At 41.7% G+C, this 16152-nt stretch carries 9 protein-coding genes; 3 read left to right on the top strand and 6 right to left on the bottom strand.

Annotated elements, in window-relative coordinates:
• Positions 1-9 precede the first annotated feature (9 nt).
• Positions 10-2103 carry a BT4734/BF3469 family protein gene (locus RDN93_RS01980; protein WP_308743990.1) on the bottom strand — a complete coding sequence of 698 codons (2094 nt, stop codon included), beginning with the start codon at positions 2101-2103 and terminating at the stop codon, positions 10-12.
• 344 nt (positions 2104-2447) lie between these two features.
• Here RDN93_RS01980 and RDN93_RS01975 point away from each other — a divergent pair, with 344 nt between their 5' ends.
• Entirely contained in the window at positions 2448-3083 is a 636-nt protein-coding gene (locus RDN93_RS01975) for an HU family DNA-binding protein (RefSeq protein WP_308743989.1), read from the top strand.
• A 183-nt stretch (positions 3084-3266) separates the two neighbouring features.
• On the opposite strand, the gene RDN93_RS01970 is transcribed toward RDN93_RS01975, so the two are convergent.
• Together RDN93_RS01970 and RDN93_RS01965 are read right to left on the bottom strand one after the other, a co-directional pair.
• Entirely contained in the window at positions 3267-3842 is a 576-nt protein-coding gene (locus tag RDN93_RS01970) for a sugar O-acetyltransferase (RefSeq protein WP_308743988.1), read from the bottom strand.
• 158 nt (positions 3843-4000) lie between these two features.
• Entirely contained in the window at positions 4001-4624 is a 624-nt protein-coding gene (locus RDN93_RS01965; RefSeq protein WP_308743987.1) for a hypothetical protein, read from the bottom strand.
• Between the two features lie 146 nt (positions 4625-4770).
• Between RDN93_RS01965 and RDN93_RS01960 the strand changes: the two genes are divergently transcribed.
• A complete protein-coding gene (locus tag RDN93_RS01960; protein ID WP_308743986.1) occupies positions 4771-6903 on the top strand; it encodes a cation:proton antiporter in 2133 nt (710 codons plus the stop codon).
• 112 nt (positions 6904-7015) lie between these two features.
• Here the strand turns inward: RDN93_RS01960 and RDN93_RS01955 are convergent, their stop codons facing one another.
• Both RDN93_RS01955 and RDN93_RS01950 read right to left on the bottom strand, forming a co-directional pair.
• Complete coding sequence (locus tag RDN93_RS01955; RefSeq protein ID WP_308743985.1) at positions 7016-8281, bottom strand: GDSL-type esterase/lipase family protein; 1266 nt, start codon at positions 8279-8281, stop codon at positions 7016-7018.
• An 11-nt stretch (positions 8282-8292) separates the two neighbouring features.
• Positions 8293-10053, bottom strand: coding sequence for a glycoside hydrolase family 3 protein (locus RDN93_RS01950; RefSeq protein ID WP_308743984.1), 1761 nt, complete (start codon positions 10051-10053; stop codon positions 8293-8295).
• 217 nt (positions 10054-10270) lie between these two features.
• Here RDN93_RS01950 and RDN93_RS01945 point away from each other — a divergent pair, with 217 nt between their 5' ends.
• Complete coding sequence (locus tag RDN93_RS01945; RefSeq protein WP_308743983.1) at positions 10271-14347, top strand: two-component regulator propeller domain-containing protein; 4077 nt, start codon at positions 10271-10273, stop codon at positions 14345-14347.
• Between the two features lie 74 nt (positions 14348-14421).
• On the opposite strand, the gene RDN93_RS01940 is transcribed toward RDN93_RS01945, so the two are convergent.
• Positions 14422-16137, bottom strand: coding sequence for a RagB/SusD family nutrient uptake outer membrane protein (locus tag RDN93_RS01940; protein WP_005682594.1), 1716 nt, complete (start codon positions 16135-16137; stop codon positions 14422-14424).
• Positions 16138-16152 lie beyond the last annotated feature (15 nt).

The raw sequence follows: 16152 nt of genomic DNA, 5'->3' as shown, positions 1-16152 counted from the left end.
TGCCTTCCGTCACTCTATCTTAACCAAATGATAAAGCGTCCCCCGGTAAGACTTCCGGCAGGGTATATTCAACTTCCGGAGCGTACGCCCGAATTGCGATACCTTATTGATAGCCAGTTTATCACGTGTCTTCGTCTGCAGATAACTCAAGATTTGCATGGTGGTCAGCCACTCGCCTTCCTCTTCTTCCGCCACCGGACTAAGATAACAATGGAACAACTGTTCCAACGGGCTTATCTGCTCAAATTCACGGTTCGTCTCTTTCAGAATCTGCTCGTCATCCTCGTTCAGCCAGTAACGCTCTCCTTTATAGATGGCTTCCATCGCCTGCGCGTAAAGCTGTTTGTAATTAATAGTGACGTTCGTGCTGATAGGAGCCGTCACTTCGATACAGATAAAACGGCGGCTGCCGCTGGGGTCGGTCAGCAAATCTTTCTGATTGCTCGTGCCGATAAAAGAAGCGTAACGACGCATTTCGCGGATAGTGTTGCCGTGAGGTTTACGCAGGTTGGCAACCGGTTTCTGCAACAGATGTTTCAGAAATCCCTGTTGGCTGACATTTATCTGGTCGAACTCATCAATGTTTATCAGGAAAAAACGTCCCAGATAACGCTCCGCCTCCTGCTTGCTTTTGAAGTCGATGCTGTCCGTATAGCCGAAACGCAGTTCCGGCGGCAGGATGATACGGCAAAACGTTGACTTACGAAACCCTTGCGGGCCGACAAGCAGGGGCGAAGTATTGTTTCCATGCTGCCGGTCCAGCCCTCTCCAATGCGCTACCATGCTAAGAAACCAGCGATAGAACAATTCCTGCCAATGCGGATTGTCACAAGGAACCAGGCCTGCCAACGCACGGATACGGTCTTTGCCGTCCCAACGCCCCACCTCATAAAGATATTCCTCGACGGGATTGTACAAAGGGACATATTCCGAGTTCAGGAAACGGTCTACATCGCGATCCCATGCGCTGATACCCTCTTTCAGGGCACAGATAGCAATACTGTTGCGCACACGCTTGTCCACAGGCTTGAAATAAAAATGGATGGAATCACGCTGACGGTATTCCAGGTCGTCCAACACTGTATTATAACGAAGTTCGTAACGGCGGTTCATAAATTCTTCCAACAGGAAAGCTGTCTCCTGCTCCCTGCTGATACTGCTTTTCTTGCCGAACCCCTTACATTCCTGATAGAGATTATGCAACTCAAGGCGGATGGTCTGCTCGTCTTCCTCACGATAATAGTGGATAAGTGTTTGCCGCACAGCCTCTTCCTCAGGGATACCCGCCTTGAAACAATGTTCGGCAAGACGCACGAGCAAGGGCTGAAGGTCGTCCCCACGTTTCCAGTCCTCCATTTCCTGAAACGCACGGTTCAGTGCAGCCTCATAAATTTTCTTGAAAGTCCGCGAGGATTCGTATCCCGGCTGCAGGCGCGACAGAAGATTCTTTTCCCCCTGTTTGCGTTGCCGGAAAGTCTCTTCACCCGCCATGGAAAGCGGTTGCTCCAGGCAGAACGGCACTGCGTCCGGATTGTAATAAGGAGCCTCATCCAGTGTCATCCGGCATCTTTGTGCCAACACCGGTTCTTTTAAGTCGATGTCGAAAGGAAGTAGCGGCTGATAACATTTCACCGCCAGCCAATAGGCGTGTACATGGAATAACTCCGCGTCCGTTTCTTTTTCAGGCAGTCCGCCGGCATCCGGTAGGGCAAAACGCACCCATATTTTCACACTACGACCGCTGGAACCACAAAAAGCGGCAAAGGTTTGCGGCAACAGTGCCGCCTGCCGCTTCACAAACTCGATTTCGGACAGACCCGCCAAGTGCTTCACTTCCAGTTGCACCAGTCCGTTATATTGTTTCATCCTTCGTTCTCCGTCTTTGGTGCGGGTATATTCCACGGCGGAATAGATATAGGGCAGCTTGTCTATATGTTCGTACTGACCATACGTGCCCTCCATTAAAGGTATAAGATTTCGCAAAGCCGTGATGTATCCCGATTTTGTCTCCGTCTTCATTTTGTCGAACAATGTACTTGCCTCACAAACGCTCAGAGTTTCTTTTCCGCTCCCGTTGTCTTGTCTGATTAATGTAATTTTCATCCTGTTTTTTACCTGTTTATTCTTTCAATACGGCTTGCCGTTTAACGCCTGTAAAGGTACGTTATAAAGTTCTGAAAAACAAGTATTTTATCTGATTAATATTAGTATTTTATTTGTATTCTCCCTATTCTTTTTGTATCTTTGCTTAGTAGTTGTCAAGGGCTCACTATTGTGGATAAACAAGTTGTCGGCTGTGGACAAACAGGTCTACAGATGTGAACAAGTTTATTTACAACAGTGAGCCCTTGCAAAGCATTAACCGTTAACGGATGCTTCCTAATACGTTGATGTATACTATCATAAGAAATAACATAATAACAATACGTATTTAAAAACAAAAGACTATGGCAATATTATTTGATTGGTATGAGAATCCGAAACCTTCGGACAAGGAAAAAGGAGAGAAAACACTACACCCGCGTATTAAATACAACGGTTCGATAGGGACTGATTTAGTGCGCCGCCGTATTCAGGAACGCTGTTCGCTGACTGAAACGGATGTAACCGCCGTGCTTGATGCACTGTCACACATTTTGGGACAGGAATTGGCCGACGGGAAACAGGTGCATCTGGACGGCATCGGCTACTTCCACCCCTGCCTGACGTGTACGGAACCCGTGACGATAGACACCAAACGGAAAGCAACCAAAATAAAACTGAAAGCAATCCAGTTTCGTGCCGACCAAGCTTTGAAAAATGAGTTCGGAATACTGAAAGTCAAAAGTCTGAAAGGGGGACTGGACTTCTCACAACCGACAAACGACGAAATAGACCGGCAACTGACGAAGTATTTCCAGACACATCAGTTCATGCGAAGATATGACTTCCAAAATCTCTGCGGAATGGCAAGAAGTACGGCAATGAGACATATCCGACGGCTACGCGACGAAGGAAAGCTGAAAAATGAGGGTGGCGTGATGCAACCGATTTATGTACCGGGAGACGGCTATTATGGTAATAATAAACAAGTTACGATTTAATTAGGGAATTTTCCCCCTGAGGGCAACTTTTACCCTCAGAGGGTTAAAAAGCTCTGCCCTCATAGCTGAAACCACGATGAATAAAGGGATTGTAGCTGATTATGAGGGTATGAGGGCAAATTCAATAAAAATATTTCTTGGAGTATAAAACTGGCGGGCATACAGAAGCTATTGACAGTACAACTATACTTCCCGTATAATGCGGCAAGGATTTCCCACCGCCAGACAATTCGATGGAATATCTTTAGTAACTACACTTCCGGCGCCAATAGTCACATTATCACCAATAGTGACTCCCGGCAAAACAACCGAACTACCACCAATCCATACGTTATTCCCAATCGTAACCGGAGCGGTGAGTGACTTCCAGAACCGGCTGTCCGGAGATAGGCGTTCCGCCGGATTCACCGGATGGGTAACTGCATAGATATGTACTCCGGGCCCTATACCGCAATTGTCTCCAATCGTAATGCGGTTGCAATCCAAAAAGACACAATTCATGTTTATCTCAACATGACTGCCTACATGTATATTCTCTCCGTAATCTACAAAGAAAGGTGCCGCAATCCAAACATTATCTCCATGTGATCCCAACAGTTCGTTTAAAATAGCAGACAGTTCTTCACCGTTCCGGCTGTCCGTGTTGTTATACCGTAACTGAAGTTCCTTTGCATAATGCCAACGCCGAATCAGTTCCGGATCACCACAATCGTATATCTCCCCAGCAAGCATCTTTTCTTTTTCTGTCATAAGTTTCATCTTTTAGATTTAGAATATTTTATTCTGTACGAAGCAAACATACACAAAAATCCTCAGATTATGAGAGTTCCCCAGAAGTTCCTAGAAATAAAAATCCCAGTATAAGCCGTATTGATGTACACCTATACCGGGATTCCAATATCTCGTCCGGTTATTGGTTACTTCTTTTCTGCTTTCTGTGTATAAATCAAATACCCTCTTTGACTGATTGTCCACAAGCCATCAATCAGGCGCACATTCTTTGTATCATCATCTTCCACATTCCATGCATAACCGCCCGAAGGCAAACCGCGTCTCTCCAAAATTTCGTTAGCTTGCCCGTTAGAGAAGAAAAGCTCGGCACGTGTAGAATCAGGACTGAAAACGATGAAAGCAGAAGCGTTATAGCCATCGACAGCTTCCGTACGGATACCTTTCTCAAACAAACGGATACAGTCTTTCTGCACTTCACACCAAACATATCCGGCAGAGCCGATACATCCGTGTTCGTCCCGGTCGCCACCCAATTTTGCTGTCTGCGGATATTGGACGAGTTTTGCGGCTTTCATTCCCGGAGTATATTTTCCGGTATAGAAAACTTCCAGTGTATCGTTCAGAAGCAAGCCGTTCACTTCTTCTTTGCCGGCATCCATCGTACTGAATGAAAGCGTATCATTCTTATCGGTAACGATTGATACCGTATTCATACTTGCATCGCAAACGATGCCTCTTGAACTTGTCATTTCCGGTGTGCAACTTGCCATGAAACACAAGGTTCCTACTGCTAATAATGCTGTTTTCATCTTCTTGAAATCCTGTTTAGTTTTTAATTCTTGCAAAGATAAAAGATATATGGTAAAGAATAAAACAATCTTTTATTAGTTATCGCTTTTTTAAAAGCATTTTTTTAGGTTATTTTGCGCAACAAATATCATGAACTCATCAAATTATGGATTGGATTGGCCTTGATTTAACATTCCCTATAACCGACCCTACATGGATATTTCTCCTTGTACTTCTCATCATACTGTTTGCTCCTATCTTATTGAACAAGCTCCGCATCCCTCACATTATCGGCATGATTCTGGCAGGATTGGCGGTCGGCGAACATGGTTTCAATATTTTGGCACGGGACAGCAGCTTTGAACTGTTCGGGAAAGTAGGACTTTACTATATCATGTTCCTGGCCGGTCTTGAAATGAATATGGGGGATTTCAAAGAGACACGAAACAAGGCGCTAGTCCTCGGATTGCTTGCTTTTATCATCCCCATCGGAATCGGGTTTGTGGCAAATATCTCTTATCTGAAATACAGTGTCGTCACTTCCGTACTGCTAGCCAGTATGTATGCTTCCCATACGCTGGTAGCCTATCCCATCGTCACCCGTTTCGGCATATCACGCCATCGAAGCGTAAGCATAGCGGTAGGCGGAACAGCGGTGACGGATACACTTACTTTGCTCGTACTGGCGGTTATAGGCGGTCTGTTCAAAGGAGAGACCGGTGGGTTCTTCTGGATATGGCTGGTAGTGAAGGTTATCTTCCTGGGCGGACTTATCATCTATTTCTTCCCACGTATCGGCCGCTGGTTCTTTCATCGGTACAATGACAATGTGATGCAGTTCATTTTCGTCCTTGCCATGGTCTTTCTAGGGGCGGGGCTTATGGAGTTTGTAGGTATGGAAGGTATTTTAGGCGCTTTTCTCGCTGGGTTGGTACTGAACCGGCTCATTCCACACGTTTCTCCATTGATGAATCATCTGGAATTTGTAGGCAACGCACTTTTCATTCCTTACTTCCTTATCGGAGTGGGAATGTTGATTAACCTGCGTGTCATCTTCGGACATGGGGATGCGCTGAAAGTGGCTGCCGTTATGATTGTAATGGCACTGACGGGTAAATGGATTGCTTGCTGGCTCACACAGAAGATATACAAGATGTCAGTTCTCGAACGGAACCTGATGTACGGTTTGAGTAACGCACAAGCGGCAGCGACACTGGCGGCAGTGCTGGTGGGGTACAACATAATCCTGCCCGGTGGCGAACGTCTGCTGAATGATGACGTGTTGAACGGAACAGTCCTGTTGATACTTGTCACTTGCATAGCCAGCTCTCTGATAACCGAGCGAGCAGCCGGAAAGGTAGCCATGGACGACTCGGAAACAGGCAAAGAGTCGTCGACAGAAACGGAAAAGATCCTGATTTCTCTTGCCAATCCGAACACGATTGAGGATATGATGAACCTTTCTTTAGTGATACGCGATACGAAACTGAAAGACAACTTGCTGGCACTGAATGTTATCAATGATAACAATACCACCTCAGATAACCTAAGGATGCGAAGCAGGCACTACTTGGAAAAAGCCGCCATGACAACAACAGCCGCCAATGTATCGCTGAAACAGCTCACCCGTTATGACTTGAATATCGCTTCCGGCATAATCCATTCCGTGAAAGAAAATGAGGTGACGAGCATTATCACCGGTTTGCACCGCAAGGTAAACATCACCGATTCATACTTCGGAATACTTGCCGAAAACCTGCTGAAGGGGTTAAACTGTGAAATAATCATCTCCAAATTCCTGATACCGGTCAATACGATAAAGCGAATCGTTATTGCCGTGCCCCCAAAAGCTGAATATGAATACGGCTTTCCACGATGGATGGAGCATTTCTGCCGGATGGGAAGTACGCTCGGTTGTCGTGTACATTTCTTCGCGAACGAAAAGACAACCGCACGCCTGCAAGCATGGATAAAGAAGAGGTATAAACAAGTACTGACCGATTTTTCTCTTCTGGAGGACTGGAACGACTTACTGGTATTGACAGGACAAGTAAGCTACGACCATCTGTTAGTCATTATCAGCGCACGTCCCGGAACGCTTTCTTATGACAGTTCGTTCGAGAAACTGCCGAGACAATTAGGCAAATATTTCTCTAATAACAGCTTGATTGTATTATACCCCAATCAATCGGGAGAACCGCTGGATAGTTCCTTCTTCTCCAAATTATACACCGATACGGAAACACAACATTATGAGAAAGTGGGCAAATGGGTTTATAAATGGTTTAAGAAGAGCTGATAAGAGACATATTCCGAGCATAAATTTATAGCGTTTGAAGAACAAGGCTATTATTGTAATCTAATTTATAGTTTGACTACAATAACAGCCTTATACTATCAGTCTTGCACCATTAATTTTGTATAATATCACCCACTAAAAGAATATAGCCGAGATATGTATTAAACTCATTGAAATATTCAGTTTCCTTTATTCGCTTCGGATTCATCTTGTAGATTTCCGCCTTCTCAAAACGTCTATTATCCGGACGAATAATTACTGTATGTTCTTCTTCATTCAAGGATTCAAACAGACAATAATTAGTACGATTACGATCTCCGCAATATTTATCAAACCTACGGATATAGGAAGGATCATTCTGATCTATCTCTACTGTCATTCCTCCGGATGAGGGGCCGATTAAATCAAACACTCCAACTCGAATTCCCTTAAAACGTACTTTCACAAAATCTTCCGAATCCGAGGATTCCAGAACAACCGGCAATGCTTTTTGGTCTCCCTGAAAATTTGAAAAGGCTTTATCATCTTTCGAGAGTACTTTCCAACCTTCGGAATGTTCAAACTCTGTTACGGGAATCATTTTAGCTTTCTCATAATTACCCGGATACAACGGAGCTTTCAATGCATGTGCCTTTTCCTGCGCCTTGTTCATATGTAACAGGGAGCGGCTCAGTGTCTTTGTATATATAGGATGTCCGCCATCATAAGTAGGATGTGTCCCATCATTCGTAAACACAATCTTACCACCATACTCCTTTTTTGAATCTCCTTTAAAAACCAACTTATCCTCATTCAACAATTCCAAAACATCATCGGCAAAATTAACAGACGGAATATCATAATAGTCTGCTACTGTCTCCATATACCGCACAGAACGGTAATTCTTTCCTGATTTCAAGTCGTCCAACATTGGTTCATTTAGCGTATAGAGAAAACATATATCCGTATGCGGATTATGATGCCAGATCTTACGCACAATTCCTTCCATGGAATGAGCAATCACCAAGGAGTCTGTTTTGGCATCATTCACAGCAAATTCGACAAATACCAAATCCGGATGATATTGCAATACGTCCCGTTCTGTACGGAACACACCCAAATCGGACCCGGTCCCACCAATTCCGGAATTTATTGACGTAAACTGTACATTACTATATTGTTGCTTGAGCCAATCAGTAATCTGCACTCTATATCCTTGATGATTTGTTATACTTCCACCCAAAAAAACAACAGATACAGGTTCATTCTTTTGTATCTTATAATTAAAATTAGGAAGTCCTGCACGCATCTGCAACCCTGCAGAGTCTTCTGTTGTAGTACAACTGAAACAAAACCCGATAAGACAAGCTATAATTCCACTAAATAAAAATTTCTTCATAAGTATAATGATTAAAATGTAAACAGTTTATGCTCTAGATTGACCGGTGACTTACCCTTGAACGGAAGCTGTCCCAACAATATCCGTAATAAAGCAGAATGAGTGGAAGTATCATTCGAATAGGTATTTATATAAGTCTTGACACGTTCAAAATATTCATTTCCAATGTAAGGACTACCCAATGAAATAACAATCACTTTACTTTTGTCCATAGAATTGGCAGCCCATACGGACTGAGCCTCATCGTCCCATAATTGAAGCGGGCCAAATGGAGTATGAGTATTCCGTGCCACCAGAAAGATTACTTTATCATACACTTCAGTCGCATTATCCTGCCAACCTTGATCTTCATAAAGTATATTACGGCGAAAATCAACCTCAAAACCATTCTTCACAAACTCATCCCGCAAATTCTGTAATCGCTTAAAGTCACGGTCATTACCTTTATGAGCTACGGGAGTTACAGCCACCAATAACAGCTTTTTATCTTTTTCCAAAGAAAGTGGTAACTTATGATCTTCATCCCGTACTAAAGTTATGGAACGCTCTGTTATCTCTTTGGCAGCTTCCCGTATTTCAGCCTTTTCTTCTGTTGAGACAGGACGTATCAACTCCCTGTTTTTATTTAATAACCCAAAACGTTCTTTCATTGCCCAAACACGGCGAACAGCATCATCCAACCGTTCCATTGGAATTTCACCACGTTGAATCCGTACTTCTACCGTATCCATGTATTCGTAAGAAGGCCACAACAATATATCTACCCCGGCTAAAAAACTGGCAACTTGCCCTTCCAAATCATTTTTATACCAGCCCCGGAAGCCTGCCATTGTCATTGCATCCGATACCACGACCCCGTTAAAATGCATTTCTTTTTTCAATAACCCGGACAATAGCTCATGAGATAAAGTTGCCGGAGGCAGATAACCATTTATCTTTTCTTTCTGATAGAAAGGTAAAGTTATATGTCCAGGCATGATGCACGCAACTCCTTTTTCAATCAACTCGGCAAACACTTTTCCATGATATTGCTTCCACATTTCTTCAGACAAGGAATTGACAGTTGTCATCAAATGCTGATCACGATAATCAACCCCATCTCCCGGAAAATGTTTGATTGTAGCGGCAACAGAGTTATCTTGCAACCCCTTTATCTGTTCGGACAACAAACAAACCGCTTTTTCCGGATCATCCGAAACTGAACGTGTATTTACAATAGGATTCAATGGATTCATATTCAAATCTGCAACAGGATGTAACACCCAGTTTATACCCAACGAACGACATTCTAATGCTACACTTTTACCATATTTATAAGCTAACTCCGGAGAATTTGCGGCTCCCAGTGCCATCTCTTTCGGAAAAGGAGTCATCCCTTGAAGTCCTACTCCCGATTCATAATCCTGTTGAAACAATAAAGGAAGCTCTGATGCTTTTTGATATTCCTCGACAGAACTACGCACAAAATCAACCCGCTCTTCCTCCGGAACTCCTGTAAACAACTTCCACCCCATAAAATAACCTGTAACCGGGTAACGTTTGAAGTACATCTCCAATGAGCCGTCTCCCAAATCCAATTCTTTCTTACGATCAGGTAGCATTAACATTGTCTGCCCTATCTTTTCACGCAAAGTCAAAAGTTTCCAAGTGGAATCTACCGACTGAAATTCATAAACCTCATTAACCGAACCGGCTGTCACTCTTTCTTTTGTACAAGAAAAGAACACGGATACAAGCAATGTAGCAGTAACTATTAAAAAAGAGTTTTTCATAATTCATTTCACTTTGTTTTTCATGTTACAAAAATAGCACTCCTTATTTTAATCCATTAGAAATCATGTTTCAATCTTTTCCATACATGTATCTTTATTCCTACTCTGGTTACATTACTATCACACAGGTTACGTTTTTCATTTTCAACCTCGATTTTGTTTGCGAGTTACTTGCAAACAAATTATATTTGCTTCTACTAAAAATATCTATCAGGACATGAAAAACATTGCATTCATCATTTTTCTTCTGTTTATTTCCATTTGCAGAGCGCAAGACAACAACATATTGTTTCAGAACTATAACGTAAGTAACGGACTCTCACAAAACACCGTTATACGTAGTTTGGAAGACAGTAACGGAGTTATGTGGTTCTGCACGCGAGATGGGCTGAACCGGTTTGATGGTACCGAGTTCGAAGTTTTTCGCGCCGACGGTCAGCCGCACTCCCTATCCAGCAGTGATGTTACCACCATTATTGAAGAATCGCCCGGAGTTCTATGGATAGGTACTCACAGTGGGCTGAATCGCTACGACGTATCTTCAAATACATTTACCCAATACTTTCATGATCCGGCGAACCAGTATACTATATCGGACAATTGCATCAAACACTTGTTATGCGATAACCAAAAAAGAATCTGGGTAGGCAGCATGAAAGGACTCAATCTGTATAATAAGGAAACTGATGATTTTATCCCCATTTCAACCAACGGTTCTGTCTTCTGGCTTATGCAAAACAGTCAAAATGAAATCTGCTATCTTATCAACAACACATTGTGCATCATGAATCCTGTCACCTATGTTACAGAGCGTTTTCAATTCGGTGATGAACATAAGATCTACTTTTTATATGAAGACAATGATAAACGCCTGTGGGTAGGTATGTGGGATTCAGGACTTAAATGGTTTGACCGTAAAAACCGTAAACTCGTAGATGCCAACCTGACAATGGAAAACGGCAAAAATTTCAATAACTCCCAAGTCAACTACATTGTAGAAACGTTGGAAGGAAATCTTATGCTTGCCACACGGGAAGGGGTGCTGATTTATGACCGGCAAGCAAACAGGCTTATCAATTATTACCAACGGGAACAAAGCTGCGGTTTGAGTGAAAATACTATCATCTCTCTATATAGGGATAAAGCAAATAATATATGGATCGGAACTTACGGAGGAGGTGTTAATTTGTACACACCATACAGCAATTTCTTTATTCCTCATAAACCAGAATATAAGCTCCAAAAAAGTATCGGAAACATTAATGCCATAGTAGAATATAAAGAAAAACTTTGGTTAGGCACGGACGGTGGTTTAATCATCTACAATCCCAAAGACGAAAGTTATGAATACTGCCCGCTTCATGTTCCACGCTCGGTAACAAACAATGAGGTAAAATATATACAGAAAGAAGGAGATCATCTTTTATGGATTAGTATTTATTATTGCGGACTATATCTCTATGATATGGAAACCCGCCGCATAATAAAAGAGATACCCGATTTTCCTTATAATCAAGTAAGATGTATTGCCAAAGGTACTGATAATATTTATTGGATTGCTTTAGGAGTAGACAGCCCCGTATTACGTTACCACATGGAGAACAACCAATTGGAAGAGTCTTTTCCAGTAAAGGGTCGTGCCACAGAACTTTCTATCATCAATGTACAAGATTTAAAAGCTATAGGACCTTATATATGGATGGGAACTCGTGCAGCCGGTCTATATCGCTATCACACACAGACTCATGAATTAAAACATTTTGGTAGTGAAGAAAAAAGTCCGGAACAACTCCTGCCAAGCAATCATGTCAGTACGCTGTATACTGATGCATCGGAAAATTTATGGATAGGAACTTATGGCGGTGGCATAGGGTTATATAATAATATCAAAGAAAGTTTCACGATATATAATGAAGAAAACGGTCTTCCCAATAATGCTATCAACAGTATTGTGGCCGATAATAACGGTAAATTATGGGTTTCTACTTTAAAAGGCATGTCATGTTTTGACCCCAAATCAGAGACTTTCACTAACTGGGATAATAAAAATGGATATTCTTTATTGGAAACCAATTTACACGCTTGCCTGAAAAGTTCATCCAACATTTTTTATGTCGGTGGAAATAATCATTTTCTTTCATTTAATCCCCAATTAATTAGACAAAATACATTCATACCCCCCGTATATATTACAAAAATGAGAATTTGGGCAGATTATCTGGAAGATAATAAAACTGCCCAATGGATAAATATTTCAAATCAGAAAATCAAATTAAGATACAACCAAACCTCATTCACAATCAAATTCTCCGCACTTAGTTACGTGTTTGCCTCCAACAATAAATTTTCCTATATGCTTGAAGGATTTGATAAGGGTTGGTCGGAACCGACACACGAACGGAGCGTTAACTATACTAATATCCCACCAGGTAAATATGTTTTTAAAGTAAGAGCTTGCAATAATGACGGTATATGGAGCAATGGAAATGCTTCATTATCAATTACAGTCACTCCTCCTCTATGGAAAACATGGTATGCGTATTTGTTCTATCTTGCATTCACCATTAGTATGATTATGCTGTTCATACGTTATAAAACCCGGGAAGCACAACTGAAAATGGATCTTCAGTTAAAACAGATGGAGAAACAGAATATTGAAATCAGTCACAATATGGGTGTACAAATGTTCACCAATTTCTCACATGAGCTCCGTACTCCGCTGACTTTAATCATAGCTCCGCTCACAGACCTGTTGCATAAAGAAGATATGCCTCCGGCATATCGCCAACCATTGGAGCTGATCAACCGTAATTCCCAACGTTTATTATGGCTGGTAAACCGTTTAATGGACTTTCACAAGCTGGAAGCCGGGAAAATGCAACTTCACGTCAGCAATTACAATCTAGGTACTTACATACCTGAAATCATCAAACTATTCATACCTGTTGCCGAAAAGAAAAACATATCTATCGAATTTAATGATACGACCTCCTCAACAGACACTTGGTTTGATGCCATTCTATTGGAAAAGGTTTTCTTTAACCTGCTCTCTAACTCTCTAAAGCATACTCCCAGCGGTGGATATATTATCATTTCAAGTATGGAAACCAATACTGAAGATATTCAGAAGCCTGAAAATCTGACTCTCCCCGCAGGAAAGATTCTTTTGATTAAAGTAGAAGATAGCGGCTCCGGAATCCCTGCCAATATGATGCCCCGTATATTCGAAGCTTTCTTCCAGGCAGGTGAGAAAGTGCTGGGAAGCGGAATTGGGCTGAATCTGACAAAAAGTATCATTGAGCTCCATGGCGGACGTATTTGGATAGATAATAAAGAAGGGCATGGAATGACCGTGTCTTTCACTCTCCCATTAGGTAAAGATAGTTATACCGAAAACCAACTACTTAGCAAAGACAAGATAGTAAAATCCACCCATGCTTATTCTGATGTAGAAGCACTTATTGCAACAGATGTCAATCCCTGCGAGATATCTCAGACTAATACTTCACCCAAGGAAATAACTCTGCTCATAATAGAAGACAATGAGGATGTACGTAATTACCTGGTATCATTGCTCAGCAAATACTATAATATCTATACTGCCGTAAATTGTAAAGAAGGCTATGAAATAGAACAAAAACAAATACCTGATTTGGTGATCAGTGACATTATGACTCCATACATGAACGGTATTGAGTTTACAAGATTATCTAAAAACAATATGGTAACTTCACATATTCCGATCATATTGCTCACAGCCCGTGTCACTTCATCGCAAGTGCGCGAAGGCTATGAATCGTTAGCTGACGATTATATCATGAAACCATTCGATCCGGAATTGTTGGTTGTACGTGTTGCCAACCTTTTGATTAATCGGAAAAAACTCGCAGAACGATATGGAACGGAAATGGTATCAATCAACAGAGAACCACCGGAAGCTAAAGATACTTCTGTTTATAGTGCCATGGAAGAAAAGTTTATGAAAAAAGTAATGGAAATAATAAACAAAAACATAGAAAACCCAGCCTACTCCATTGATCAGTTCAGTGAAGAAATCGGTATGAGCCGCGTACAGGTATATCGCAAGATCAAAGCCGTAACAGGTATGTCGCCCAGTAAACTCATCCTTGACATACGGTTGAAAACTTCACTAGATATGCTTCAAAACACAGAATATACAGTGACCGAAGTTTCTTATCGATGCGGTTTTAACGAAATATCTTATTTCGGAAAATGCTTCAAAACAGAATACGGCTTATCTCCTTCCGAATATATAAAGAAGTACAGGAAATAACAGAGTTATTACCAAAAAGAAGTGCCGCTATCGTAAGACATAGCGGCACTTCTTTTTTAAAACCTCACCTTCTTTTAAGGTTGCTGATAAGATCCTGAATACAAATATTCAATGGAAGGCAACGGCACATACATAGTACTGTAAGGCGGATTCATTGCAGGAATCGGCTCCCCATCAGTATTCGGATTATCATAAACAGCTCCCGGATTTCTCTTTTGCCCATCAATTGTCTTCTGCATAGCTACTAAATAAAGCAAGCGGTCTCCATTCTCAAAACCAAACTCTTTGATTCTTTCTTTTTCTATATCTGCTTCAGTTACATTCTTCAAAGGAGTCAATCCGGCACGTTGACGAATCTTATTCACATCTCCTAAAGCTTGAGATGCATTCTTAGAAAGGACTAAGGTCGCACGCGTCAGATATGCTTCCGCCAAACGAATCAACGGTACTTGGGAATACTTCCCATACGGAGCCCGATAATACTTATCATTCCAAAAAGCATTCCATTTTGTCTTGTTATATGCCATTTCATGTATGGTTTTATCTCCTCCATCCGTATAGTTTTTCAGGAAATAATGCAGTTGAGTAAATCTCTTATCAGCCAAGGCTTCTGCACTCGGAACATAATTCGTCAAATCCATAGGATCATCTGTTACCGCCCAGCCAATATACTTAATTAAACGAGGATTCCAGTAAGCACAAGCCCAACCACCATGTTGCCAATTCTGACTGCCACGCGCTCCTTCCAACCATAATTTATTACTAGCATCAAATGTCTTTGACTTGAAATTATAAATACCAGTTTTACACATACGAGCTAACGGAATAGCTACGTTATTTCCCTGATTGCTTTCAGTGAACGCACACTCAAACATAACTTCCTTTGATACCGGGTCTACTGTATATTGTTGTTCGGCATTCCGGTTAAAAGCAACAATCGGTTCTTCTGTCAAATCAAAAGGTGCTACTCCAGCTTCCGCTTTAGTAATCACATAATCAGCTTCTTCCAATGCTCCGTCTTTATCTCCCATTAACCATTTTACACGCATCAACATCATAGCAGCTGAAAATTTATTGGCACGACCACGCACAAAATAATCTTCAGGCATCAGACTTTTAGCTTTAGCAAAATCAGACAACATCTGATCATACACTTCTTTCACAGTCCCCATATAAGGATTGCGTGCAGACTCTTGTGAATAATCAAGCCTATTGATTAACGGAATGAACTTACGATTATTCCCCTCTCCACCTGCCGGGTCGTAAGGAGCAACAAAAGCTCGGCTAATCAGCCAATAGGTATACCCTCTCATAAAATATAGTTCTCCGGTCTGACGTGCCAACGTCTTCTTATCATTTTCAGTCATATTGGCAAAAACTGGCTCTCCTTTTTTCTCCTTCTCCTCAATATAAGTCAACGGAGAAGTAGCTCCTGTTACAGAACGATATAATATTGAAAAGGTCTTCTCAAATTGTTGTCCTGTTACATCAAAGGTAGACATCTGACGAGGATACCAGTAAAGTGCTTCCTGCTCATAAGCCCCTTGCGGATTAACCGTAGACAAATCTGCCACCAATTCCTGATAATAAGGGATAATACCGATAGGTGCCTGCCAGTTAGGATTCTGAAAAAGAGTATTATAAGGATCAGCAACAGAATATTCCAAATCATCAACCGATAACCAAGGATTAGATTCCGGACGATCCAGTTCAAAAAATTTATCCATATCACAGGAAGCAAGAAGTGCAATACCGGATAAGGCTATCATTATATTTTTTATCGCTTTCATACTATCAAATATTTA

Source organism: uncultured Bacteroides sp., from assembly GCF_902491285.1.
Classification (GTDB): Bacteria; Bacteroidota; Bacteroidia; order Bacteroidales; family Bacteroidaceae; genus Bacteroides.
Note: the sequence above shows the minus strand (reverse complement) of the source record. Positions and strands in the feature narration are given on the sequence as shown.